This is a genomic window from Nonomuraea sp. NPDC049758 (assembly GCF_040674635.1).
Lineage (GTDB): Bacteria > Actinomycetota > Actinomycetes > Streptosporangiales > Streptosporangiaceae > Nonomuraea.
This window is the reverse complement of sequence record NZ_JBFAMZ010000039.1, coordinates 1-21,814: the sequence shown is the minus strand read 5'-3', so window position 1 is coordinate 21,814 and position 21,814 is coordinate 1. Positions and strand designations below refer to the sequence as shown.

21 protein-coding genes are annotated in these 21,814 nt (G+C 70.1%); 9 read left to right on the top strand and 12 right to left on the bottom strand.

Annotation, left to right across the window (positions count from 1 at the left end; all coding sequences use genetic code 11):
* The first annotated feature begins 244 nt into the window (after positions 1-244).
* Positions 245-592 (top strand): hypothetical protein, encoded by a 348-nt coding sequence (locus tag AB0J46_RS49365; RefSeq protein ID WP_364343589.1) that lies wholly within the window; start codon positions 245-247, stop codon positions 590-592.
* Positions 593-1,145: 553 nt separating this feature from the next.
* Here the strand turns inward: AB0J46_RS49365 and AB0J46_RS49360 are convergent.
* The 3 genes from AB0J46_RS49360 to AB0J46_RS49350 form a co-directional block, all read right to left on the bottom strand.
* On the bottom strand, positions 1,146-1,958 hold the full coding sequence (locus AB0J46_RS49360; protein WP_364343586.1) for a cytochrome c biogenesis protein CcdA: 813 nt from the start codon (positions 1,956-1,958) through the stop codon (positions 1,146-1,148).
* Complete coding sequence (locus tag AB0J46_RS49355) at positions 1,951-2,730, bottom strand: thioredoxin domain-containing protein (RefSeq protein WP_364343583.1); 780 nt, start codon at positions 2,728-2,730, stop codon at positions 1,951-1,953. Before AB0J46_RS49355 ends, AB0J46_RS49360 begins: the two co-directional genes overlap by 8 nt.
* Positions 2,731-2,906: 176 nt before the next feature.
* Complete coding sequence (locus tag AB0J46_RS49350) at positions 2,907-4,106, bottom strand: FAD-dependent monooxygenase (protein WP_364343581.1); 1,200 nt, start codon at positions 4,104-4,106, stop codon at positions 2,907-2,909.
* A 1,074-nt stretch (positions 4,107-5,180) separates the two neighbouring features.
* Between AB0J46_RS49350 and AB0J46_RS49345 the strand changes: the two genes are divergently transcribed.
* Both AB0J46_RS49345 and AB0J46_RS49340 read left to right on the top strand, forming a co-directional pair.
* Positions 5,181-6,134, top strand: coding sequence for a ferritin family protein (locus AB0J46_RS49345; protein ID WP_364343578.1), 954 nt, complete (start codon positions 5,181-5,183; stop codon positions 6,132-6,134).
* Positions 6,135-6,245: 111 nt separating this feature from the next.
* Positions 6,246-6,722, top strand: coding sequence for a hypothetical protein (locus tag AB0J46_RS49340; RefSeq protein ID WP_364343575.1), 477 nt, complete (start codon positions 6,246-6,248; stop codon positions 6,720-6,722).
* A gap of 220 nt (positions 6,723-6,942) precedes the next feature.
* Here the strand turns inward: AB0J46_RS49340 and AB0J46_RS49335 are convergent, their stop codons facing one another.
* From AB0J46_RS49335 to AB0J46_RS49325, 3 genes are all read right to left on the bottom strand, one after another.
* Positions 6,943-7,722 (bottom strand): ABC transporter permease, encoded by a 780-nt coding sequence (locus AB0J46_RS49335; protein ID WP_364343572.1) that lies wholly within the window; start codon positions 7,720-7,722, stop codon positions 6,943-6,945.
* Positions 7,715-8,686, bottom strand: coding sequence for an ABC transporter ATP-binding protein (locus tag AB0J46_RS49330; RefSeq protein WP_364343569.1), 972 nt, complete (start codon positions 8,684-8,686; stop codon positions 7,715-7,717). Before AB0J46_RS49330 ends, AB0J46_RS49335 begins: the two co-directional genes overlap by 8 nt.
* A 123-nt stretch (positions 8,687-8,809) precedes the next feature.
* Positions 8,810-9,271 carry a helix-turn-helix domain-containing protein gene (locus AB0J46_RS49325; RefSeq protein ID WP_364343566.1) on the bottom strand — a complete coding sequence of 154 codons (462 nt, stop codon included), beginning with the start codon at positions 9,269-9,271 and terminating at the stop codon, positions 8,810-8,812.
* 162 nt (positions 9,272-9,433) lie between these two features.
* On the opposite strand from AB0J46_RS49325, the gene AB0J46_RS49320 reads away from it, so the two are divergent.
* Positions 9,434-10,693 (top strand): glycosyltransferase, encoded by a 1,260-nt coding sequence (locus tag AB0J46_RS49320; RefSeq protein ID WP_364343563.1) that lies wholly within the window; start codon positions 9,434-9,436, stop codon positions 10,691-10,693.
* A gap of 388 nt (positions 10,694-11,081) precedes the next feature.
* Positions 11,082-12,191 carry a PP2C family protein-serine/threonine phosphatase gene (locus tag AB0J46_RS49315; RefSeq protein WP_364343560.1) on the top strand — a complete coding sequence of 370 codons (1,110 nt, stop codon included), beginning with the start codon at positions 11,082-11,084 and terminating at the stop codon, positions 12,189-12,191.
* A gap of 106 nt (positions 12,192-12,297) precedes the next feature.
* On the opposite strand, the gene AB0J46_RS49310 is transcribed toward AB0J46_RS49315, so the two are convergent.
* From AB0J46_RS49310 to AB0J46_RS49290, 5 genes are all read right to left on the bottom strand, one after another.
* Positions 12,298-12,912: a TetR/AcrR family transcriptional regulator gene (locus AB0J46_RS49310; protein ID WP_364343557.1), complete on the bottom strand. Its 615-nt coding sequence runs from the start codon at positions 12,910-12,912 to the stop codon at positions 12,298-12,300.
* On the bottom strand, positions 12,909-14,372 hold the full coding sequence (locus AB0J46_RS49305) for an FAD-dependent oxidoreductase (RefSeq protein ID WP_364343554.1): 1,464 nt from the start codon (positions 14,370-14,372) through the stop codon (positions 12,909-12,911). The genes AB0J46_RS49310 and AB0J46_RS49305 overlap by 4 nt, the downstream gene beginning before the upstream one ends.
* Positions 14,373-14,682: 310 nt before the next feature.
* Positions 14,683-15,072: an STAS domain-containing protein gene (locus tag AB0J46_RS49300; protein WP_364343551.1), complete on the bottom strand. Its 390-nt coding sequence runs from the start codon at positions 15,070-15,072 to the stop codon at positions 14,683-14,685.
* A gap of 49 nt (positions 15,073-15,121) precedes the next feature.
* The gene (locus AB0J46_RS49295) at positions 15,122-16,414 is read right to left on the bottom strand and encodes an ArsB/NhaD family transporter (RefSeq protein WP_364343548.1); all 1,293 of its coding nucleotides are present in this window, start codon (positions 16,412-16,414) and stop codon (positions 15,122-15,124) included.
* Positions 16,411-16,854: a CBS domain-containing protein gene (locus tag AB0J46_RS49290; RefSeq protein ID WP_364343545.1), complete on the bottom strand. Its 444-nt coding sequence runs from the start codon at positions 16,852-16,854 to the stop codon at positions 16,411-16,413. Before AB0J46_RS49290 ends, AB0J46_RS49295 begins: the two co-directional genes overlap by 4 nt.
* A 391-nt stretch (positions 16,855-17,245) precedes the next feature.
* Here AB0J46_RS49290 and AB0J46_RS49285 point away from each other — a divergent pair, with 391 nt between their 5' ends.
* The 4 genes from AB0J46_RS49285 to AB0J46_RS49270 are packed head-to-tail and all read left to right on the top strand — an operon-like array spanning position 17,246 to position 20,394.
* Positions 17,246-18,460, top strand: coding sequence for a cation:proton antiporter (locus AB0J46_RS49285; RefSeq protein WP_364343542.1), 1,215 nt, complete (start codon positions 17,246-17,248; stop codon positions 18,458-18,460).
* On the top strand, positions 18,457-19,806 hold the full coding sequence (locus AB0J46_RS49280; protein ID WP_364343539.1) for a potassium transporter TrkG: 1,350 nt from the start codon (positions 18,457-18,459) through the stop codon (positions 19,804-19,806). Before AB0J46_RS49285 ends, AB0J46_RS49280 begins: the two co-directional genes overlap by 4 nt.
* On the top strand, positions 19,799-20,266 hold the full coding sequence (locus AB0J46_RS49275) for an NAD-binding protein (protein WP_364343536.1): 468 nt from the start codon (positions 19,799-19,801) through the stop codon (positions 20,264-20,266). The genes AB0J46_RS49280 and AB0J46_RS49275 overlap by 8 nt, the downstream gene beginning before the upstream one ends.
* Complete coding sequence (locus tag AB0J46_RS49270; RefSeq protein ID WP_364343533.1) at positions 20,263-20,394, top strand: hypothetical protein; 132 nt, start codon at positions 20,263-20,265, stop codon at positions 20,392-20,394. Before AB0J46_RS49275 ends, AB0J46_RS49270 begins: the two co-directional genes overlap by 4 nt.
* A gap of 534 nt (positions 20,395-20,928) precedes the next feature.
* Here AB0J46_RS49270 and AB0J46_RS49265 read toward each other — a convergent pair.
* Positions 20,929-21,432, bottom strand: a complete 504-nt coding sequence (locus AB0J46_RS49265; RefSeq protein WP_364343530.1) for a MarR family transcriptional regulator — start codon at positions 21,430-21,432, stop codon at positions 20,929-20,931.
* Positions 21,433-21,814: the final 382 nt, after the last annotated feature.

The following is a 21,814-nucleotide window of genomic DNA, read 5'->3' as shown; positions in this document are numbered from 1 at the left end:
ACGACGTCCAGAAGACCTCGACGGCAGGGGTTCACTGACCTGGCAGAACTCCGCTGGCGCGCGGTGAAGGCCCTCGGAACGAGCACCGCTGCCCTTGGGGCCACCTCGCTCCTGGTGCGCATACTTGGCCTCGACAAGGACCGCGCCACTGACACGGTCCGCACGGTCGCAAGTGAGCTTGTGGTCTCCTGCGCCATCCCTGGTGATGGGGGTCTTCGTAGCATCCGCCGAACATCCAACGCATTTGGCTGACCAGCAGAACGCCTACGTGGTCGGCCTGGAGCCGAGCTGCACCGCTGTCTTCCGCGGCGACGCCCCGGAGCTGTTCCCGCACGACGAGGACGTCGACCGGCTGCGCCGCCAGACCGTCACCCTGGCCGAGCTCCTGCACGAGCACATCCCTGGCTGGCGGCCGCCTCAGGTGAGACGCACCGCCCGTGTCCAGACCCACTGCCACCAGCACGCGATCATGGGGTTCAAGCCGGATCTGGCGGTGCTGACCGCCGCCGGGGTGAACGCCGACGTGCTGGAGTCGGGCTGTTGCGGGCTGGCCGGCAACTTCGGCTTCGAGCAGGGCCACTACGAGGTGTAGGAGGCATGCGCCGAGCGAGTGCTGCTACCTGCCGTCCGTGCAACCGCCGAGGCCGACGTGATCCTGGCCGACGGCTTCAGCTGCCGTATCCAGCTCGACCAGAGCCAGGCGGGCGGGCGGGCGGTGCGGGATGCACCTGGCCGAGCTACTACGCGCCGGACTGCACGGCGACGACGGTCAAGGGCGTCCCGAACAGCGATGGTCTCGCCGTCCTGAGCCCCCATCCTGAGCGGCAGCTGCCCCCCTGGATACGCCGGGCTCGGTCTGCTCTGCGCCGACAGCGTGGGCGACAGACAACGGTTGCACTATGCAATAAATTGGGCTTGCTGACTCTCATGGGCATCAGCCGGCGATGCGGAGGACGGGTCCCGAGCGCATCCGGCACGCTACGACGTTGGATGCGCTCGGGCTCCCCCTATTTCAGGCGGCGGTTTCCACGAAGCTGACGTCCGCCAGCCGTATGAAGCGTCCAGGTCTCGCGCGGCCCCTCGGCAGGCGACACCCGACGAGGACGCCGAGCTTACCGACTTGCGGCCAGGCAGGGTCCGCGTGATCATTTCCCTACTTTTCGCAGCCGCCGAACAATGAGTACGGCCAGAGCGACTCCTACGCCCGCTACCACCAGCAGATCCGGCACCGATACGGCTGCCGCCGCCTGCTGCAGGCCGACCTCCCACGCCTCGGGGATCGGCACCGTCAGGGTGCGGGTGCCGTCGAAGGCCAGGAAGAGCACGCCGAGGCCGATGAAGGTGAGCCCGGAGGCGAAGGTGGTGGTGTGCAGCCGCAACCGGCCGATCCGCAGGGGGCGGCCGCGCAGCCAGCGCCGGCGGCCGAGGTCGAAGCGCTGCCACACGAGGGCCAGCGCCAGCAAGGGGGCGGCCATGCCCGCCGCGTACAGAGCCAGCAGCACGGCGCCGCGCAGCGTGCTGCCGGACGCGGCGGCGATGGTGAGCACCGCGCCGAGCACCGGCCCGGCGCAGAATCCAGCCAACCCCGAGACGGCGCCCAGCGCCAGCACGGCACCGGGCGAGTCCCCGCTGACATGGCCACGCAGCCGTTCCAGCGGACCGATCGCCCAGCCCTTCCCCGTCAGCTGCAGCACACCGAGCAGGATCAGCATCGCTCCCGCTGCCGTGATCAACACGTCTTGGTGGCCGTAGAAGAACCCGGTGACCAGCGCGGAGCCCATCCCCAGCGGGACCAGCACCGCGCACAAGCCCAGGTAGAACAGAAGCGTGCGGCCGACCAGAGCGGCATGCCCGGGGAAGGCATAGGCGAAGAAGGCGGGCAGCAGCAACGCACTGCACGGGCTGAGGAGGGCGAACAGCCCGCCCAGGAAGGCGGCGGCATACCCGACCTCACTCATGGCGGGCCTTCTCGATCTGCTTGACGAACTCCGACAGCGGCTGGGCTCCGAAGAAGAACGTGCCGTTGATCAGGAACCCCGGGGTGCCGGGCATGCCGAGCTGGGCGCCGAAGGCGAAATCCTGCTCCACCGCCTCGCGCAGGGCCGGATCACGGCGGTCGGCGTCGAAGGCGGCCATGTCGAGGCCGATCCTGGCTGCCAGCGAGCGCAGCTTCTCCTCGCCGAGGCCACCGGACTGGTCAGCGTAGACCGCGTCGTGGAAGGCCCAGAACTTGCCTTGCCGAGCCGCCGCGCGTCCGGCGATCGCGGCCCGCATGGACTGGCGGCCCTGGGCGGGGAAGTCGCGCCAGAACAGCCGTACCACACCCGTGTCGATGTAGCGGCGGCGCAGCTCGGGCTCGATCTCGCGGGCGAACCTTCCGCAGTTCACGCACTTGAAGTCGCCGAACTCGACGATCGTGACGGGCGCCGACGCCACCCCGCGGGCCAGGGAGTCATCGATCGGCGGGACCGTCGGCCCCTCCCAGGTCGGCGTCGGTTGCGCGGTCTCCTCCGACGGCTCGACGGTGTGCGTCGCGCCCGCGCCCGGCGGCTCGGTGATGGTCGGCGCCGACTCAGTGGCGGCTACCGGGCCGACGCCGGAACCGGAGTCCGGAGGCCGATCCAGTGCGGCGACCGCCAGCACACCCAGCACCACCGCTGCCGCTGCCGTCATGGCCAGCATCCGGCCACGCGGACCGAGCCGGGTCCGCTCGACAGGCTCTTCTCTCACGTGCCCCGTCCTTCCTGATGTCAGGGACAGGATCTCGCAGTCCCGGCACGCGCAAGGACACAGGTGTCAGCAGCGACACAATGCAGGCGGATTCCTGGGACCGTCACCCGGCAGGCAGAGTTCGGACGCCAAGCAAGAACCGGAAGACGGGAAAGGTCATGAACCGCCCGGCGGCGCTACGCGACCACCGGTTTGGTCGGGGTGCCGGACGCCTGGCGCATGACATCGGCGAGCTTGATGTCCTTGCCGGCGAGGATGGACGTCACGTAGCCGGAGACGAAGGGCACTCGGGTGAAGCCGAGCATGATGCGCCGGACGCGCAGATCCATCGGCGAGGAGGGCAGGAACCAGCGGGCCATCGACCGGGCGTTGCGTTGCTTGTCCTCGACCACGGGCCGCCACAGGCGCTCGAAGTCGGCGGTGGCCCGCTCGATGGTCGGTACGTGCGCCACCCTCTCGCCGAGCAGGAAGGCACCGGCGATGCCGAGCGACGCGCCCTGCCCGGCGATCAGCGACACGGCGTAGGCGGCATCTCCCAGCAGGACGACGCGGCCGACGCTCCACTCGGGAAGCTCGATCTGCGCGACCTGGTCGTAGTAAATCTCCCCAGCCGGCGGGCACTGCTCCAGCGCACGTGGCGTCACCCAGCCGAGGCCGGTGTAGGCCCGCTGGATCGCCTCCCGCGGATCGTCCGGGAGCGTGGGGTCGGTGCTACGGTGAACCGCGAACGCGGCAACACGGCCGTCACGCAGAGCGTAGAAGGCCATCTGCCGGTCGACCGAGTCGGTGAGGCAGAACGCGTGCCTTGTGGCAGCATGCACGTCCGGCGCGTCGAAGGTGAACGCCGCCGTGTGCAGGCCCAGGTAGCGTAGGTAGCGCTTCTCCGGCCCGAAGACCAGCCGGCGGACGGTCGAATGGATCCCGTCGGCGCCCACGAGCAGATCGGCGTCCAGAACAGTGCCGTCCTGGAGGGTCACCGTCACGCCGCCGGCGCGGTTGGCCACGCCGGTCAGGGCCGCGCCATAGCGCAGCTCGACCTCGGGCGGAAGGCTCTCCCGCAGTACCGCCTCGATGTCCGGGCGGAGGAGGCTCATGAGCATGCCTCGCGAGAAGCTCTTGGTCCGGAGCGTGGCGCGGGGGTGGCCGTCACGATCGACGAGATGCCCCTCGTCATAGTGATAGGCCACCCGTTCGAACGCGGGCAGCAGCCCCATGGCCTCGACCGCCTCCAGCCCCGGACCGAAGAAGTCGATCATGTATCCCTGGGGGCGAGGCCCGGAGGCCCGCTCGACCACCACGACCTCGCCCCCCGGGGCGGCGAGCTGGTGCGCCAGGGCAAGGCCGCTGATGCCCGCCCCGCAGATCACTGTTCGCACTGTCGTTCCTCCATCCGAGAACCGCTAGAGCTTGTAGCTCTCCGGCACCACACATAAGGGCACGCATCGGAATACATGCCTTGCACCATCGCCTTCAGCAACTCGGCCAGGGCGGCCAGGCGCAGCTGGGGTCGAGGTGGTGCGGCAGCACCAGGCCGTCAACGGCGGCGCACAGCAGTGCGGTCCCCCGCCTCGGTCCCCGGCGCACGCCCGGTCGGCCACCATCCGCGTGCTCACGTCCGTTCCAGCCGACCATGCGCACTACGTCACGCACCATGCTCAGGTTGGCGAAGACGGAAGAGCTCAGCTCCAGTTCCACACTCGTGATCGTCACGCCCATCGGGGTTCAGGGAGCCGGACATGCCCCTGGGAGCACCTTTTCAGTCTCCCAGAGACGACTCATCCAAGCGACGCCCCGGCAAGTTGCCAGGCCCGGCAGCGAAGATTCATCCGAGAGGCCCCTCCCGGGCGGGGTGGTGACGAGGCAGAGTGACTGGCGCGGGCTGATCAAGAAGTGCTCGCTCGGTGTCGCGGCGAATGGCACGCACCGGGTCGTCGGCGTGCAATGAGCACAGGTGGTGCCCGTGCCCGGTTTGAGAGCTGTCACAGCGCTCTGGCCGACCGGGCACCGGGCATCGCCGTGGTGGCCGTCGGGTCATGAGTGAGACAGCGGTGATCAGAGGCAGGAATTTCGTGCCCCCCGATGCGACGAAGGCGTGGACGGGCCGGCCACTCACGCCTCAGCGCTACCACGGCGCCAGGCACCGGCATCCGTCTCGGCTCTGGCCTAGCGGGCCGCGAGTAGGCCAGAACGGAGATCAGGCGAGATCGACCGACCGGCCCCGCAGCCGGCGACCTGGCCCATGGGAAGGCTCAAGGGATGACCGTCCTGCCCGAGGGCCAAATGCTGACGTACCCCCCTCCTGGACGTGCATGGTCCCGCGCTTGAACCAACTTTTGCGTTCGGCCCGCACGCTTCACCCCGCTTTGCCGGAAGGACCGTTATCCACCACCGTGAGCAGGTAAGTCCTCTGGTGATGGCCGCAGGCATCCGCACCACGCGGGGAGGTCTCCATGATCGCCTTGTCCGCACGCGCCCTCGTCACGGGCGCGTTCACCATCGCACTGAGCACGCCCGTCGGGGGCGCGCTCGCCGCTTCCGCCACGCCGCCGGACCCACCCAGCCCACAGACCCAGAAGGATCTCCAGCAGTCGATGCGCGGTGAGGCGTACGCCAACGCCACCTACCGCCTGTACGCAGCCCAGGCCCAGAGGGAGAACCTGCCCGCGGTGGCCCGCCTGTTCGAGCGCACCGCCGACGTCGAACTGGGCGAACACTTCAGGGAGGCCGCCGAACTGAGCGGCCTGGTCGGCGGCGACGCCGAGAACCTGCGGGCCGCGGTGGCCGGGGAGACCTACGAGTCGCGGCAGATGTATCCCGGCTTCGCCCGCCAGGCCAAGGCCGACGGCGACGACCGCGCCGCCGCCCGCTTCTCCGAGGCCGCCCGCGACGAACGCAAACACGCGCGAGCGTTCGGCACCGCACTGAGCGCCGTCGAATCCGGCCAGGGCACCGTGCCCAAACCGCCGAAGGCCGACACGGTCCAGGTACCGCAGGGGAAGCCCGAGGTCCACGCCCGGCAGACCAAAACCGACCTGGACGAGGCCATGCACGGCGAGGCACTCGCCTACGCCAAATACCGGCAGTACGCCGAGCACGCCAAGAACCCGGCCGTGGCCGAGCTGTTCCGCGGCACCTCCGACGTCGAACTCCACGAGCACTTCGCCGGAGAGGCCAAGCTGGCCGGGCTGGTCGGCAGCACGCACGCCAACCTGACCAAGGCCATCACCGGCGAACAGTACGAGTCCCGGACCATGTACCCGGACTTCGCCAAGCGCGCCGAGGCCGCGGGCGACACCCGGGCGGCCGAACGCTTCGCCAACAACGCCGAGGACGAAGCCGGCCACGCCCGCGCCTTCCAGCAGGCCCTGGACCAGCTACCCAAGCAGAACTCCACGGAAAGCTGACCCACCTCCGACCCATGCCAGACGCCATGGCCGCCGGCACCGCCCGCGGCCATCGGCGCCGTTGCCAGCCCGCGATCCGGCCTCCGGCGTCGCGCCAGACAGGAGACGGACATGTTCTTCGGCCTGCCCCTGCACCCGCTGGTCGTGCACGCCGCCGTCGTGTGCCTGCCGCTCGCGGCGCTCGGCACCATCTTGATGGCCTTCTGGCCCGCCGCGGCGCGCCGCCTGTGGCCGGCGGTGCTGTTCGTCGCCACCATCGCACTGGTCGCCGTGCCACTGTCGATCACCAGCGGCGAGACGCTGGCCCACACCGTCGGGGAGAACGAACTCATCGAAGCCCACGAGGAGCAGGGCGAGCAAGTGCTGCCGTTCGTCATCGTGCTCTGGCTCGCCGCGCTGGGCCTCTCCCTGGCCACCCGATTCATCCACCGCACGCGCTCGATCTTCCAAAGCACCGGCCCGCGACCGCGGTGGCACGCCGCCGCGGTGATCGTCCTGGCGATCCTGGCCCTGATCGGCGGCGTGGGAGGAACTGTCGCGATCGTACGGGCGGGCCACAGCGGAGCCCAGGCCGTCTGGACCGAGTAGGTTCCGCGCCAAAGAACGCACGTGCGGGTCCAGCAGGTCGTGCCCGGCCACCGACGTAGGGCCGGACATGCCGCACACGGGTGGCCGAGCGACGCGGTGGCCAGACGTCTACCAGCGGATGCCGGCCAGCGACATCTTGGTCGTCGCCGGACCGATCTGGCTCGGCGAGGCTGGAGACTGCTCCCGAAGGCCCGTCGAGTCCAGAGGGCGGCAGGCTCGGTCAGCGAGTGTGGTCGGCCCGGTTCCACCAGGCGGCGGTCGCTGTAGCGCCTGCCACTCCGGTGAGCACCACCAGCAGTAGGCCCGGCAGACCTGGCGGATCCTGGCCGGTCCCGGCGAGGCCGGCGAACAGGCCGGGCACCGACCAGGGGAAGACGGCGCCGTAGCCGAGCGCGGCGATGATCTGGGCGGCGAAGATGATGCCGAACAGCACGCCGACGGCGGCGAGGTAGCCGCGTCCGGCGCTGGCGGCCAGGGCCAGCGGCGTGGTGGTCAGCGCGGCCAGCCCCGCCGCAGCCACGAGGTGTGCGACCCCGGCGGCCACGATCGGCGTCGACCAGCCGGGAAGGGCGAGCACCGCGCCGATCAGCAGGCCCAGCCCGGCGAGCAGCAGGGCCAGCAGCAGCGCCCAGATGGCGGCGACGGTGAACTTGGCGGCCACGACGGCGGTTCGGGGGGTGGGAAGGGCGAGCAGGTCGGTGGCGGTGCGGTCGCTGAACTCGCGGCCGAACAGCCAGATGGTGATCAGTCCGTAAATGCCAAGGCCGCCGACCGCTACGGCTTGGGCGAGCAGGGCGAGGTAGCCTGGCCAGTCGGCGGTGGCGCCCGACAGTTGGGCCTTGCCGCCGAGCAGGCCGAACGCCCGGGCGCGGGCGGGGTCGGCCAGGATGAACATGAACATCCCGCACACCAGCGCGGCGATGGTGAAGGCCAGCGCGGTGATCCAGGGCAGGCGGCTGCGCCGTACCTTCAGAAATTCCGCCCACAGTGCCTCACGCATGTTCGCTTCCTCCCTCTGGCGCCACCGTGCGCAGGAAGAACGCCTCCAGGTCCTCTTCCTCCAGGTGGAGCTCGGTGGGCGGCACCCCGCCGTGCACCAGGACGGCGGCGACCTGTTCCGGCTCGGCCAAGGCACGCGGGTCGGCGAGCAGCAGACCGGTCGGCGTGGCGGGTTCGGGACGGTAGCCGTGTGCGCGGAGCAGTGCTCGGGCGGCTTGGTCGTCACGGGTGGCCAGGCGCAGGTGGCGGCGGCGGTGACGGTCCAGTCGGTCGGCGTCGTGTTCGCCGAGCAGGCGGCCGTGGTGCAGGATGCCGATGCGGGTGGCCAGGCGGGCGACCTCGGCCAGCAGGTGGCTGGACAGCAGCACGGTGGTGCCGTGCCGGCGGGCCAGGTCGGCGAGCAGGGCGCGGATCTCGGCGACGCCGGCGGGGTCGAGGGCGTTGCCGGGTTCGTCGAGGATGAGCAGGTCGGGGGCGTGGATGAGGGCTCTGGCCAGGGCCAGGCGCTGGAGGTTGCCGAGCGAGAGGGTGCGGGCGCGGCGGTCGGCGTAGGGGGTGAGCGCGAGGCGTTCGATGATGTCGTCGGCGCTGCCGGGCAGGCGGCGGAGGCGGCGTACCACGGTCAGGTTCTCGCGTACGGTGAGCTCGGGGTAGGCGGCGGCAGCCTCCACCAGGTAGCCCACCCGCGCCCACGCGGAGCGGTCACCGGCGGACACGTCGGCACCCAGGACACTCACGGTTCCGGCGGTGGGCGCGATCATGGCCAGCAGCATGCGGATCAGGGTCGTCTTGCCGGCGCCGTTGAGGCCCAGCAGCGCGTAGATTTCCCCTTGTTCTACTCGCAGGCTGATGTCGTCGACCGCCGTCACATCGCGAAAGCGCTTGCTCAGGTGGGTGATCTCGATGCCTGGGGTCGCCGTGGTGCGGCGCGTCGTGTCTGGTGAGACGGCGTCTCGGGGGCGCATGGGCACATCCCTGTCTCGATGCGGACTGGACGTGCCGACCAGGCTTCCCGGCTCACCTGGGTTCAGGTTACGCCTGACGGCCCGCTCCGGACAGGGCTCGTGCGGCGGGGGGAAGACGTGAGATCAGCCGGACGGGTTCCGCTCCCGCCAGCGATGCAGCAGGCCGGGTAGTTCGCCGAGCAGGAATTCGTAGAAATCGTGCATCTGCCTCAGCCGTTCGTGGGCGGGGTCGCCGGATGCGGTGGCGGCGATGCCGTCCTCGGCGGCCCGCAGCATGACTTGCACGACGGTGTTCTGTGTGGAGAACAGCGTGGGCCAGGCGTCCTCGCGCAGCCGGTAGTGCTCGCGGCGACTGCCGGGCGCGGGCAGGCGTTCGATCAGGCCGGTGGACAGCAGGGACTTGACCGCGCCGGACACCGAGCCCGCACTGGCGCCGAGCCGGTCGCCGATCTCGCCCATGGTGACTGTTTGCGCACCGGTGAACAGGAACACCGCCAGGGCCCGCGCCGACATGCGCTGCAGGCCGCCTTCGGTCAGCGCCAGCGCCAGCCGTTCGGCCGCCTGCCATCGCTCGTGCTCGCTCAAACCAGCCACCTCCCACGGAGGAGCCTACTCAGAATTGCGAGAGTTCAGAAATTTCTGAAATTAGGCTATGTTGTCGGCATTCGGCCCGCACCGCGGGGCGACGGTGTGCCGGGAAGCCTGGTCGGCGAGCGAAGAAGTCCACCTTTCGGACAAGGAGCGCCGATGAAGGTCCTCATCCTCACCCACGGCACGCGCGGCGACGTCCAGCCGTACGCCGCCCTCGCGCTCGCCCTCGACCGGGCCGGCCACCAGGCGGTCCTGGCGGCCCCCTCGGCGATGGCGAGCCTGGCGGAGCCGCACGGCATCGCCTACGCGCCCCTGCACGACGGCCCGAACACACTCACCGACGACCCGGACATCCGCCAGGCCGTCGAGACCAACTACCGCGGCCTGCGCGGCAAGAAGGTCGCCCTGCAGGTGATGCGCCGCAGCAAGCCGCTCATGGCCGAGGTCTTCGCCAGCATGACGGAGGTGGCTGAGCAAGGCGCCGACCTGGTTGTGCACGCGCCCAGCATGCCGGGCGGGCACGTGGCCGAACGGCTCGGCGTGCCCGCCGTCCTCGCGGCGCTGCAGCCGGTGTGGGTGCCCACCGCCGCCTTCCGCAACCCGATGCTGCCGCTTCCCTTGCCCAACGCCCTGAACCGGGCCTCCTACCTGCCTATAAAGCTGATGCTGCGCTCCTTCGCCGGCATCACCGACGACCTGCGCGGACGACTCGACCTGCCCCGGCGGCGCGGCCGGCACGACATCCTACGGCGCCCCGACGGTCGTCCGGCGACCGTCCTGCATGGCTTCAGCCGCCACCTGCTGCCCCGCGAACTGGACTACCCCGCCTGGGTGCACACCACCGGCTTCTGGTTCCTGCCCGCCCCGCCGAACTGGACGCCCTCGCCGGACCTGGCCGCGTTCCTGGCCGGCGGGCCGCCACCGGTGTACGTCGGGTTCGGCAGCATGGCCGGCACCGACCCGCAGCGGCTCGGCCGCATCGTCACCGAAGCCGTTCGCATGGCCGGGGTACGGGCCGTACTCGCCTCCGGCTGGGGCGGCATCCAGGCCGACGACCTGCCCGCCGACGTACATCTGCTGGACCAGGCCCCGCACGACTGGCTGCTGCCCCGGATGGCTGCGGTCGTGCACCACGGCGGCAGCGGCACCACCGCCGCCGCCCTGCTCGCCGGACGGCCGCAGGTGATCTGCCCGTTCGTCGCCGACCAGCCGTTCTGGGCCGCCCGCGCGCACGCGGCGAGGGTCGCCGTGCCGCCCCAGCCCCAGCGCCGGCTCACCGCCGACGCCCTGGCCGTCGCAATCCGCCTGGCCGCCACCGACCCGAGGATGGCGACCGCCGCCCAGGACCTCGGAAAGCGCATACGAGCAGAGAACGGCCTCGACCGCGCGGTCACCATCCTCGAATCCTTGTCCTGATCAGGAACACCTGCTCAGCCTTGCCATCTGGGATCTGCGCCGGCCGGTCAGCAGTCCGACCGGCCGACGCTACGATCTGGAGGCTCACCCGGCCCACCTGATGGACGATCGCTCGGAGCAATCTGGCTGGCGACGGCTGATTCTCGCTTCCTGTCGCCCCAGCCGAGAGGTGAAAGGGAGGGGGCACGCTTCCAAGTCGGCAGGCTAACCGCTGCGATGGGAGGCGGCCCATGGCTGCACCCCACTGATGAACTCACGTCGTTGCTGCCGCCCGCACCGCGCAGCTCCAGCTGGTGGACTGTCGGGGAGTGCGGCGCCTTGTTACAGTGGCCGCGGTGCGCCGGGAAGTCTGGTCGGCAGGTGATGCTGTCGACCCCTGGAGGACCGCGTGAGGAAGCGCCTTCGGGCGTGGCGGGCAAGCACGGCTCGGCTCGCGCAACCTCTGATGGCGGCGTGGCCGTTCGTCATGATGGGCGTCGTGTCGGCCGTAGATCTTCTGGCCGGTCCGGAGTACGGGTATCTGTCCCTGCTCGCGCTGGGGCCGACGTTCGCGAGCCTGGCCGGCGGTGTCCGGCGGACGCTGGCCATCGGCCTGCTGGCCCTGGTGCTGTCGCTGCTGCTCGGCTTGTACGACGGGCTGATCGGAACGCGGCAAAGCGCCCTGAGCCTCGTGTCCATCACCGGGGTGACGGCGGCCAGCGCCCTGGCGGCGATCGGGCGTCAGCGACGCGAGCGGGAACTGGCCGAGGTGCGATCCGTCGCGGAGGTGGCGCAGCGGGTGTTGTTGCGGCCGGTGCCGCGCCGCGCCGGGCACCTGCGTGCCGCGGTTTCCTACACCTCAGCCAACGCCGAGGCCAGGATCGGCGGTGACCTGTACGAGGTTGTGACAGGGCCCACCGGTGTCCGCGTGATCGTCGGGGATGTGCAGGGCAAGGGGCTGGAGGCGGTGGAGAGCGCCGCGACCGTGCTCGGCGCCTTCCGCGAGGCCGCCCACGATGAAGCCGATCTGCTCTCGGTCAGCGCGCGGCTGGAGAGAGCACTCAACCGGCGGCTGTCCGGGGAGGAGTTCGTGACCGCGATCCTCATCGAGGCCGATGCCGGCGGCATGCTGACGCTCCTCAACTACGGCCATCCCGGCCCGCTGCTGCTGCACGCCGACGGGACCGTCGTGGCGGCCGAGCCGGAGACGCACGCCCCGCCGTTGGGCCTGTCGGTGCTGCAGGTGGAGGCGCCGCAGCCGTATCAGATCTCCTTCCAACCCGGGGATCAGATCCTGCTCTACACCGACGGTGTCATCGAGGCCAGGGATCCGTCAGGCCGGTTCTATCCGCTGGCCGAACGGATGTTCCTGCTGGTGGGTGACGATCCGGAGGAGGCGTTGGAGAAGCTGCGCCTTGATCTCATCGCGCATGTCGACGGGCCGTTGCACGACGATGCGGCGATGCTCCTGCTGCGTTGCCGGGAGGGCGATCCATCGACGGGCCATAAGCGCACATAGCCGACATCCTGAACATCCGGCGGCTGGCAACGCGTTGAGGACATCAATCTGGGGATCGGCCAGGCGCCGTGAGCCAGTCAGAGCGCGATCCCCGGGCAGGTGCCGCTCAGCCGTCTGCCGCGGGCGGGCAGAGGCCGGCCTGGCGGTAGACGGCCGTGAGGTAGCGCAGCATCTCGGTGGCGTCCGGCGGGTCCGGCTGCAGCACGCGGTAGGTCACCGCGCCGGCCATCATGTCGATGAGCACGTCCAGGTCGGCGTCGGCGGCTACCATCCCGTCCTGCTGGGCGCGGCGGAGCATCGCGGCGGCCAGTTCACGACGGGGAAGGATGTAGTGCTTCCAGTAGATCTCCATCAGCGCGGGATGGCTCACCGCTGATCCCATGATGCGGGCGACCAGCGCGCGGAAGCCGGGGCTGGCGGCCATCTCGGCCGCCGCGGGCAGAACGCGTTCGACGACGGCCTGCGGCGGCAGGGCGTAGACGTCGGCCGCAGAAGGGGTCACCTCAGCGCTCACCCACTGCTCGATGGCCTGGGCGAGCAGCTCTTCCTTGCTGCTCCAGCGGCGGTAGACGGTCAGTTTCCCCACCCCGGCGCGCTTGGCGACCTGTTCGATGCTGGTGCCCTCGACGCCGCGCTCGACGAACAGCTCCAGCGCGGCGGACAAGATGGAGGCGTCGGTCTCGGGGTCACGCGGGCGGCCTCGCCCTCGGGTGGCGGTCATCCCAGCGCTCCGCCCAGCCAGTGAGCGAGGTCGGCGGGGCTGCCCTTGCAGGCCAGATGCCCGTCCGGGCGGACGAGCAGGGTCGGCCCGGCGGTGCGGAGCCGGACGACCCGGTCGCCGAGCCGCCGCCGCGCCACCTCGAAGTGGTCCTCGGTGTCATCGCCCAGCACGGCCCACGTGCCGCGCAGCTCGGCGTGCAAGCGGGTACGGCTGCCGTCGAGGCGCTCGCACGTCAGGTCGCCGACGCGGTCGCCGGGGCGTGGCTTGCCGCCCCGGCCGCCCAGTGGGCCACGCCGATAGCTCACCCACAGCTGGGAGGTCGTGTACGTGGTCCACCGCTGAATCCACGGCCGGCTGAACACCCGCATCAGCACCTGGTCCCGCAAGAACCGGCCGAACGGACTGCCGGCGATGTTGACCTTGGTGGCCGCGCTGCTGCCGCGCAACACCGCGGTCGCCAGCGGGCGGCGTTCGGCCTGATAGGTGTCGAGCAGCCGCTCCGCGGCCAGACCGCGGGTGACCAGGGCGAGCTTCCAGGCAAGGTTCTCGGCGTCGCCGAGCCCGGTCAGCATGCCCTGCCCACCGAAGGGGGCGTGCACATGCGCGGCGTCCCCTGCCAGCAGGATGCGCCCGGCGCGGTAGGTGTCGGCGAGCCTGCGGTGCACGCTGAACAACGACGCCCAGGTGACATCGTGCAGGCGCAGACCGGTCAGGCCGGTGCGGGCGGGCAGGATGCGCCGCATGCGGTCGGCGATCTCCTCCTGGCTGGGCTTGTCGTCGCGGAAGGTGGCGTCGTAGGCGAGCAGCCGCCACTGATCGCCCGGCATCGGCATGGCGCCCAGCACGCCGTCGGGGTGCGCCCAGCCGCTGGTGCCCGATCGGCCGAGCGGTGGATCGCCGTCGAGGCGTCCGTCGACGAGCAGGAAGCGTTCGCTGATCTTGACACCGGGGAAGCCGATGCCGGCCAGCTTGCGCACGGTGCTGCCGGTGCCGTCGCAGCCCACCAGCCAGCTCGCGCGGACGGTACGGCCGTCGCCGAGCGTCGCGGTGACTCCGTCGGCGTCCTGTTCCACTTCGACCAGCGCCGATCCCCACTCCGGTCGGCCGCCCAGCTCTGCCAGCCGCTCGCGCAGCGTCGCCTCGACGCGGGCCTGGGAGATCACCATCGGGGGTGCGGCAGTGCCCAGGCCGGGGTCGCCGAACCGGATCTTCATCATGGGGCGGTTGCCGGCGTAGGTGGTGATCGTCATGGCCCGCACCGACTCCTGTGGCAGGTCGCCCAAGGCGTCCAGGCGGTCGAGGACCTCGGAACCGCGGGCGTGTACGAAGTTCGCCCGCGAGGTGGTGGCCGGCCGGGCGGCCTTGTCGACCACTCGTACGGTCAGGCCATGTTGCAGCAGCGCACAGGCCAGCGCCAGGCCCACGGGACCGGCTCCGACCACGAGGACATCGGTGTCCATCGCCCCACCTTTTATTTACGAGTCGGTATCGTAAAATAAATACTGCTCTCGAAGGACCGTCCTGTCCAGAGCAGCCGTTGATCGATGGAGGAGTCGGCCGGCCGCCTCGGCCAGAAGGGGCCGTCACCGTTGCTGTCACGGGCATGGCGGATGACCCATGCGAGCAGGGCCAGCCCCGCGCCTACCACAATCATCGTCGGCCAGAGCAGCGTGGCCGAACCCCCGCAGGCCAGCCAGGCGATGACGATTCTTGGTCAGGCGACGGTGACTCTGAGCCCGGGCCTCGCGGGCAGCCGTCTTGTTGGCCGCCTCACGTGTCGCCGTGTTCGTGCGTACGAGAGTGGCCGAGTTCGTGAAGAGCCCGACTGATGGTGGGGAGCCTGTCCAGGTCGTCAGGATCGTCGGGGAGCACGCGGGAGCCTCCCGTGATGATCAGGCGACCGCCGAGAGTGCGAGCCCGATCGGCAGCCGCATGCATGATCCCGTAACCGGCCTGGTCACAGTACGTGAGCGCCTCGACATCCAGAACGATCTCGGGAGGCGAATGCGTGACCAGAGCACTGTTGACGTACATCCGCACGATGTCCACGGACGCGCCGGACAGGGGGCCGCCCAGCTGGATCAGCAGGACGGCGCCCTGGTTGCGGACTCTGATGGAGAAGTCCTCGGCCTCGGGACGGGCAAAGTCGGTGTTGGACATGGGGGCTTTCTCCTGGGTGACGAGGCAGACGGACGAGACCGCGGCCCCGTCACATCAGGTAGCGCAGCCACAGATAGGGCGCCACCAGGGTGACGGTGACGCCGGTGACGATCAGGCCGTACTTGGTGAACTGCCAGAAGCTGATCGGGGTGCCGTTGCGGGCGGCGATGCCCAGCACCACGACGTTGGCGGCGGCGCCGACGGCGGTGGCGTTGCCGCCGAGGTCGGCGCCGAAGGCCAGCGCCCACCACAGCACCTGCCCGGGCCCGTTGCCGCCTTCGGCCTGCACCAGTTGTTCCACGATCGGGCTCATCGTGGCGACGTAGGGGATGTTGTCCACGATGGCCGACACCACCGCCGAACCGCCCAGCAGCCCCATGGTGGTCAGCTCGGGCCGACCGGCGGTGGCCGCGACCGCGGCCTGCGACAGCTGTCCGATGACGCCGGTCTCGACCAGCGCGCCGACCATGACGAACAGTCCGGCGAAGAACACCAGCGTCGGCCATTCCACCTCGGCGATGGCCTGCTCGGTGCGTACCTTGGTGGCGGCCACCAGCACGCCGGCGCCGAGCAGCGCGACCACCGACGGCTCGTAGTGCAGCACCGGGTGCAGCACGAACGCGGCCATCACCAGGGCCAGCACGGCCAGCGACTGCCACAGCAGCCGCCGGTCGGCGATCGCCTCACGCTCGTCCAGCGCCATGACCTGTCCGGCGCGCTCGGGGTCGTAGCGGAACGACCGGCCGAACAGCAGCCAGCACAAGGCGACGAACACCACCATCAAGACGATGATCATCGGCGCCATGTGGACGAGGAAGTCGTTGAAGGTCAGGCCGCCGCGGCTGGCGATGATGATGTTGGGCGGATCGCCGACCAGCGTGGCCGCCCCGCCGATGTTGGACGCCATCGCCTCGGCGATCAGGAACGGCACCGGGCTGACCGCCAGCCGCTCGCACACCAGGAACGTCACGGGCGCGATCAGCAGCACCGTGGTGACGTTGTCCAGCAGCGCCGAGGCCACCGCGGTGATCAGCACCAGCAGCACCATCAGCCGGAACGGCCGGCCACGGGCGCGTTTGGCGGCCCAGATCGCCAGGTACTCGAAGACGCCGGTCTCCTTGAGCACTCCGACGATGACCATCATGCCGAGCAGCAGGAAGATGACGTTCCAGTCGATGCCGGTGTGCTCGGAGAAGAACGCGGCCTTGGCATTGGTGGCGTGGATCAGGAGCATGATCCCGGCGCCGCCCAGCGCCGCAGCGACCCGGTGGACCTTCTCGGTGGCGATCAGCGCGTAGGCGGCCAGGAACGCCGCCACGCTCACCCAGGCGAGCACGCTCACGCGGGGAGCACCCGGTCCAGCAGCGCCTGCAGCGTCACCGCGCCCAGCAACCGCCCGTCGTCCACCACCGCCACCAGCGGGCTGCGGGTGCGTGCCATCAAGGAGGCGAGCTCCAGCACGGTGGCGTCGGGATCGGTGACCGGCAGCTCGCGCGGCCGCTCCGGCAGCGCCTCGCGCACGGTGCGGCCGTCCAGTCCGCGCAGGAACGCGTCGGCATGGGCCTCGTCCACCACCCGGGCCAGCGCGGGATCCTCCATGCAGTAGCCGGGCACCGCCAGGCGCAACACCTGGGTACCGGGGAGGATCGTGAACGGTGTGCCGCCGTCTCCGACGACGATGAGGCCTGGCAGATCCTGGTCGGCGAGCAGGCGGGCCGCGTCGATCACCGGGGAATCGAGCGCGACCACGGGGAAGTCGGCAAGCAGGTCTCGGGCGCGCACCAGCACATCCTTTGTGTCAACGGGACAAGGACCTGCCGACCAGACTTCCCGGCGCACCTGCACACAAGGTATCAGGACCTGCCCGATCACAGCCGGCGCGCACAGGACAGGCAGCCGCCGGTCGATCAGCGGCAGCGTCTTCCAGACGCTTCGTCGTGGCGCCGGCGCCTCCTCTCACCTGCGGTCAGGACCCCGGATCGGGAAGCCATCGAACAAGACGGTGTCGTGTCTGGTCCCGGTGGTCTGCTGCGCGATGCCGCCGTCAAGAACTCGTATGTGCGCGTCGCCAACGCCGCTGTTAAGGTAATCGCCGGTGCGCCGGGAAGTCTGGTCGGCAACGTGTACGACGACGACCGGAGCCCCTTTCCATGATCACTTCTGCGCGGCCCGCGTGACGGGCGCCCTGCTGACCGCGTTCGCGGGCCTGCTGCTGCTGGCGGTGCTGCTGTCCAGCCTGGCCCACCGCACCGTCCTGTCCACGGCGGCGCTGTTCCTGGTGGCCGGGTTCGTGCTCGGCGACGGCGTGCTCGGCGTCGTATCGCTCAGGCCCGGCGACGACCTGGTGGCCACGCTGGCCGAGCTGGCCCTGTTCGCGGTGCTGTTCACCGACGGCATGCGGGTGGGCTGGGCCGAGCTGCGCAGCGCCTGGCGGCTGCCGGGACGGGCACTCGGCTGGGGCCTGCCGCTCACCCTCGTCATCACCGCCGCCGGCGCGCACTACCTGCTCGGGCTGGGCTGGGTCGAGTCGCTGCTGATCGGCGCGATCCTGGCCCCGACCGACCCCGTGTTCGCCGCCGCCCTGGTCGGCAACGAGAAGGTGCCGCCACGGCTGCGGCAGCTGCTCAACGTCGAGTCCGGCGTCAACGACGGGCTCGCGCTGCCGTTCGTCATCCTGTTCCTGGCGATCGCGTCGGGCTCGGCCGACCTGCACCTCGGCGCGCTGGGGCTGGAGCTCGGCCTGGGCGTGCTCATCGGCGTGGCGATCCCGTGGGCGGCGATCAAGCTGGAGCAGACCCGCTGGTTCGCCGCCTCCACCGCCTACGAGCCGCTCAACGCCCTGGCCATCGGGCTGCTGGTGCTGGCCGTGGGCAAGGCCACGCACGGCAACCTGTTCCTGGCCGCGTTCTCGGCCGGGATCACGGTGGCGACCTTCGGGCAGCGGCAGCGGGAATCGTTCGAGCACTTCGGCGAGCTCATCGCGGAGATCTTCAAGCTGGCGGCGCTGCTGGTGTTCGGGGCGCTCATCACGCCGTCGCTGCTGGGCTCGGTGGGCTGGCAGGGATGGCTGTTCGCGATCCTGGCGCTGGTGGTGGCGCGGCCGGTGGCGATCTGGCTGTCGTTCCTGCGTTCCGGGCTGACGGTGCGCGAGCAGGCGGCGGTGGCCTGGTTCGGCCCGAAGGGGTTCGCCTCGGTGGTGTACGGGCTGCTCGTGCTCGCCTCCGGGATCGCCGCCGCGCAGCAGGTGTTCCAGATCGTCGCCGTCACCATCGTGGCCTCGATCCTGCTCCACTCCTCCACCGACATCGTGGTGGCCCGCGGCTTCGACGACGAGCACGACGTCCCCGCCTGGTTCGGACGGCTGCGCAAACGCGACCAGACCCCGTGAGACGGTCGTACGGACTCCTGGGCCGCTTCCAGCACCCGGCCCAGGTGATCGTCACCGGGTTCGCCGCCGTGGCCCTGATCGGCACCGCCCTGCTCGCCTCGCCGATCGCCACCGAGTCGGGCGAGTCGGCGGGCTGGCTGACAGCCTTGTTCACCGCGACGTCCGCGGTGTGTGTGACCGGTCTGGTGGTCGTGGACACCGCCACCCACTGGTCGGCCTTCGGGGAGTGGGTGATCGCCGGACTGATCCAGGTCGGCGGGCTGGGCATCATGACCCTGGCCACGCTGTTCACCGTCCTGGTGACCGGACGCCTCGGCCTTCGCGCCAGGATGTTCGCGCAGGCCGAGACCAAGACCCTGCACATGACCGACGTCCGGCACGTGGTCCGCAAGGTGGTGGTCTTCAGCCTGGTCTGCGAGGCCGTCGCGGCGCTGGTCCTGACCGGCCGGTTCCTGCTCGGCTACGGCGAGCCGTTCGGCCGCGCCCTCTACCTGGGCGTCTTCCACGCGATCTCGGCGTTCAACAACGCCGGGTTCGCTCTGTGGCCCGACAGCCTGATGCGCTACGTCACCGACCCGTGGATCTGCCTGACCATCGCGATCGCCGTGATCGTGGGCGGGCTCGGCTTCCCGGTGGCGTTCGAGCTGCTGCGCAGCTGGCGCAGGCCCGGACGCTGGTCGGTGCTGACCAGGATCACCGTCGGCGTCACCGTGGTCCTGCTGGCCGGCGGCACGCTGGTGTTCCTGGCCACCGAATGGCGCAACCCGAGGACGCTCGGCGCGCTCGACGACTCGGGCAAGCTGCTGGCCGGGTTCTTCACCGCGGTCATGCCGCGTACCGCGGGCTTCAACAGTCTCGACCTCGCCGCGATGTACCCCACCAGCTGGCTGGCCACCGACCTGCTGATGTTCATCGGCGGCGGCAGCGCCGGCACCGCGGGCGGCATCAAGGTCACCACCTTCGGCCTGCTGGCCTTCGTCATCTGGGCGGAGATGCGCGGCGAGCGCGAGGTCCACGTCGGTCATCGCCGCCTCACGGAAGCGGCCCAGCGTCAGGCCGTCTCGATCAGCCTCGTCAGCATCGCGCTGGTCGCGGTGTCGACGTACGTGTTGCTGGCGTTGACGCCGCACAGCCTGGACCGGGTGTTGTTCGAGGTCGTCTCGGCCTTCGGCACCGCCGGCCTGTCGACCGGCATCACCGCGGACGTCACCCCGGCCGGGCAGGTACTGCTGACGCTGCTCATGTTCATCGGCAGGACCGGCCCGCTCACCCTCGGCTCCGCCCTCGCGCTGAAGGACCGCGTCCGCAACTACCAGCTGCCCGAAGAGAGGGTCATCGTTGGCTGACAAGAACCGCGATCCGGTCGTGGTGATCGGTCTGGGACGGTTCGGCAGCTCGCTGGCCCTCGAACTGACCCGGCGCGGCACCGAGGTGCTGGCCGGGGAGATCACTCACATCGCCACCGCGGACACGACCAACATGGCAGTCCTGCGGCAGCTCGGCGTGCCTGAGTCTTACCGTGCCGTCGTCGCGATCGGCGGGGACATCCAAGCGAGCATCCTTACACACCGGATCATTGCACAAGACAAGAGAACTGGTGACCTGGACGAGGTGAGCCGGAAAGTCTGGTCGGCGCTGTCGAGTCATGTCGATCAGAAGGAGCAGTCGCATGACGTGCTCGCCTCGCCACCGCGATCCCGACGCTCCTCGTCGTGGATCTGGCAGGTCTCGTGGTGGCCGACTTGTACGGTCGCGACATCCTGCCGGCGGCCGACCGCCATGCCAAGGTGTCCGGCGGACGCATGATCGTCACGGGTGACGGCATGCCGCCCGTACTGGCCGACAGCGCCCTGGAAGGGCGCGCGTCCATCGAGGACGCGCTCGCTGAGCTGGCGCATAGGCGCAGGATGACGGCGTGGCGGTGTCTGCGCTGACGCGCTTGCTGTGGAGTGCCGCGATCGCGCTGGTCGCGCTCACTTCGGGGTTGACTCTCGTGCGTCTCCTGGCGATGCCGGTCGAACTGGGTTACGACACGCTCATGTACGTACGCTCGATGAGGCCGCCTATCCTCATCCGTCGTATGCGGGCGGCGTGGTGGAACTGCCGACCGTCGTCGTCACCGTCCCGTTGGCCATCGCCGAGCGCAGGACGAACCGATTCGGACCTGTGCTGAGGTCTGGACTCCTGACCGTCAGCGCGCTGCTGCTCTGGGTTTTGGTCGTGCAACCGGCCAACGATGTGTTCGGCACCTGTGCCCGGTAACCCCGCCTCTCGACTGGCACGTATGGCGGATGAGGTGCGAGCTGGGCCAGATAGGTAACTTCGTGCTGGCCAATGGCGCCCTTCGCCTTCTCACTGCCGCAAAGGGCCGGCAGCCGTGCCGTCGTTGCCTTACTGAGGAGACTGAGCCGCGGGAGCGATACCGGCGCACTTGGCCTGCGGGAAGAGCAGGTGCCGTAGAGGTGAGGTCAGGCGTCAGGCCAGCCCAAGGGGTACTGCGGGTGCGCGGGAGGCTCGCCGCCGGCCTCGTTGAAGGCGGTCATGGCCGAGATGAGCGCCTGGCACTGCTCGGGCGTCATGCGGCTGACGATCGCGGCGATCTCCTTGTGGCGGCGCGCGGTAACCTCGTCGACGATGCGACGACCCTCCGGGGTGAGCCGCATCAGGCTCTCGCGGCGGTTGTGCGGGTTGACCTCCTTGACGATGAGGCCCGCGACCATGAGCCGGTCGGCCATCCGCATCGCGGTCGAACTGTTGACGCCGAGTAGTTCGGCCAGCGTGACGAGCTTGGCCTGCCCGTGCCCCGACAGCACGACCAGCATGCGGAACTGCGGCAAGGTCACCCGGTCCTGCACCGCGGCGAGGGAACTGGCGGCGATGGCCACCAGCAGCCGAGATCCGGTGAGGACGGCCGAGGTGACCGCCGCGAGATCATCGCCCGTCACCTGAGCGGAAACGTCACGCGTGTCCATGGTGTCTGTTGTACATCCTGGCGGCGGCGCTGAAGCACGATGGTTGAGCCAAGGTCCCCGGTCGTGGTCGTCCGAAGGCTCCTCGTCAAGCGTTTCGCGAGCTTGGCGGTCAACGGCCGGGACTCAGGCGGTCGGCTCGTCGTCAGGAGAGAATGCACGCAGCACGGGCCGTAGGTCGCGCACTGCTTCGGCAAGCGTCGGACGCACGTTGAGGACATGGTCGAGTCCGCGTTGCAGGAGGACGGCCCGCAGCGCGTCTCCAGGCGCACACACCTCCATCCGGCCTCCTAGAGCCTGAACGGAGTTCGGATCTTTAGGCTGGCCGGAGGCTTTGGATCCACAGGACGGCCCCGCGTAGGTGCAGGCCGGCCAGATAGCTGTC

Excerpts from the sequence above, each read along its gene's own strand:
- AB0J46_RS49360 (WP_364343586.1), bottom strand. The coding sequence starts at position 1,958 with ATGAGTGAGGTCGGGTATGCCGCCGCCTTCCTGGGCGGGCTGTTCGCC.
- AB0J46_RS49345 (WP_364343578.1), top strand. The coding sequence starts at position 5,181 with ATGATCGCCTTGTCCGCACGCGCCCTCGTCACGGGCGCGTTCACCATC.
- AB0J46_RS49340 (WP_364343575.1), top strand. The coding sequence starts at position 6,246 with ATGTTCTTCGGCCTGCCCCTGCACCCGCTGGTCGTGCACGCCGCCGTC.
- AB0J46_RS49335 (WP_364343572.1), bottom strand. The coding sequence starts at position 7,722 with ATGCGTGAGGCACTGTGGGCGGAATTTCTGAAGGTACGGCGCAGCCGC.
- AB0J46_RS49330 (WP_364343569.1), bottom strand. The coding sequence starts at position 8,686 with ATGCGCCCCCGAGACGCCGTCTCACCAGACACGACGCGCCGCACCACG.
- AB0J46_RS49320 (WP_364343563.1), top strand. The coding sequence starts at position 9,434 with ATGAAGGTCCTCATCCTCACCCACGGCACGCGCGGCGACGTCCAGCCG.
- AB0J46_RS49310 (WP_364343557.1), bottom strand. The coding sequence starts at position 12,912 with ATGACCGCCACCCGAGGGCGAGGCCGCCCGCGTGACCCCGAGACCGAC.
- AB0J46_RS49305 (WP_364343554.1), bottom strand. The coding sequence starts at position 14,372 with ATGGACACCGATGTCCTCGTGGTCGGAGCCGGTCCCGTGGGCCTGGCG.
- AB0J46_RS49300 (WP_364343551.1), bottom strand. The coding sequence starts at position 15,072 with ATGTCCAACACCGACTTTGCCCGTCCCGAGGCCGAGGACTTCTCCATC.
- AB0J46_RS49270 (WP_364343533.1), top strand. The coding sequence starts at position 20,263 with ATGATCGTCACGGGTGACGGCATGCCGCCCGTACTGGCCGACAGCGCC.
- AB0J46_RS49265 (WP_364343530.1), bottom strand. The coding sequence starts at position 21,432 with ATGGACACGCGTGACGTTTCCGCTCAGGTGACGGGCGATGATCTCGCG.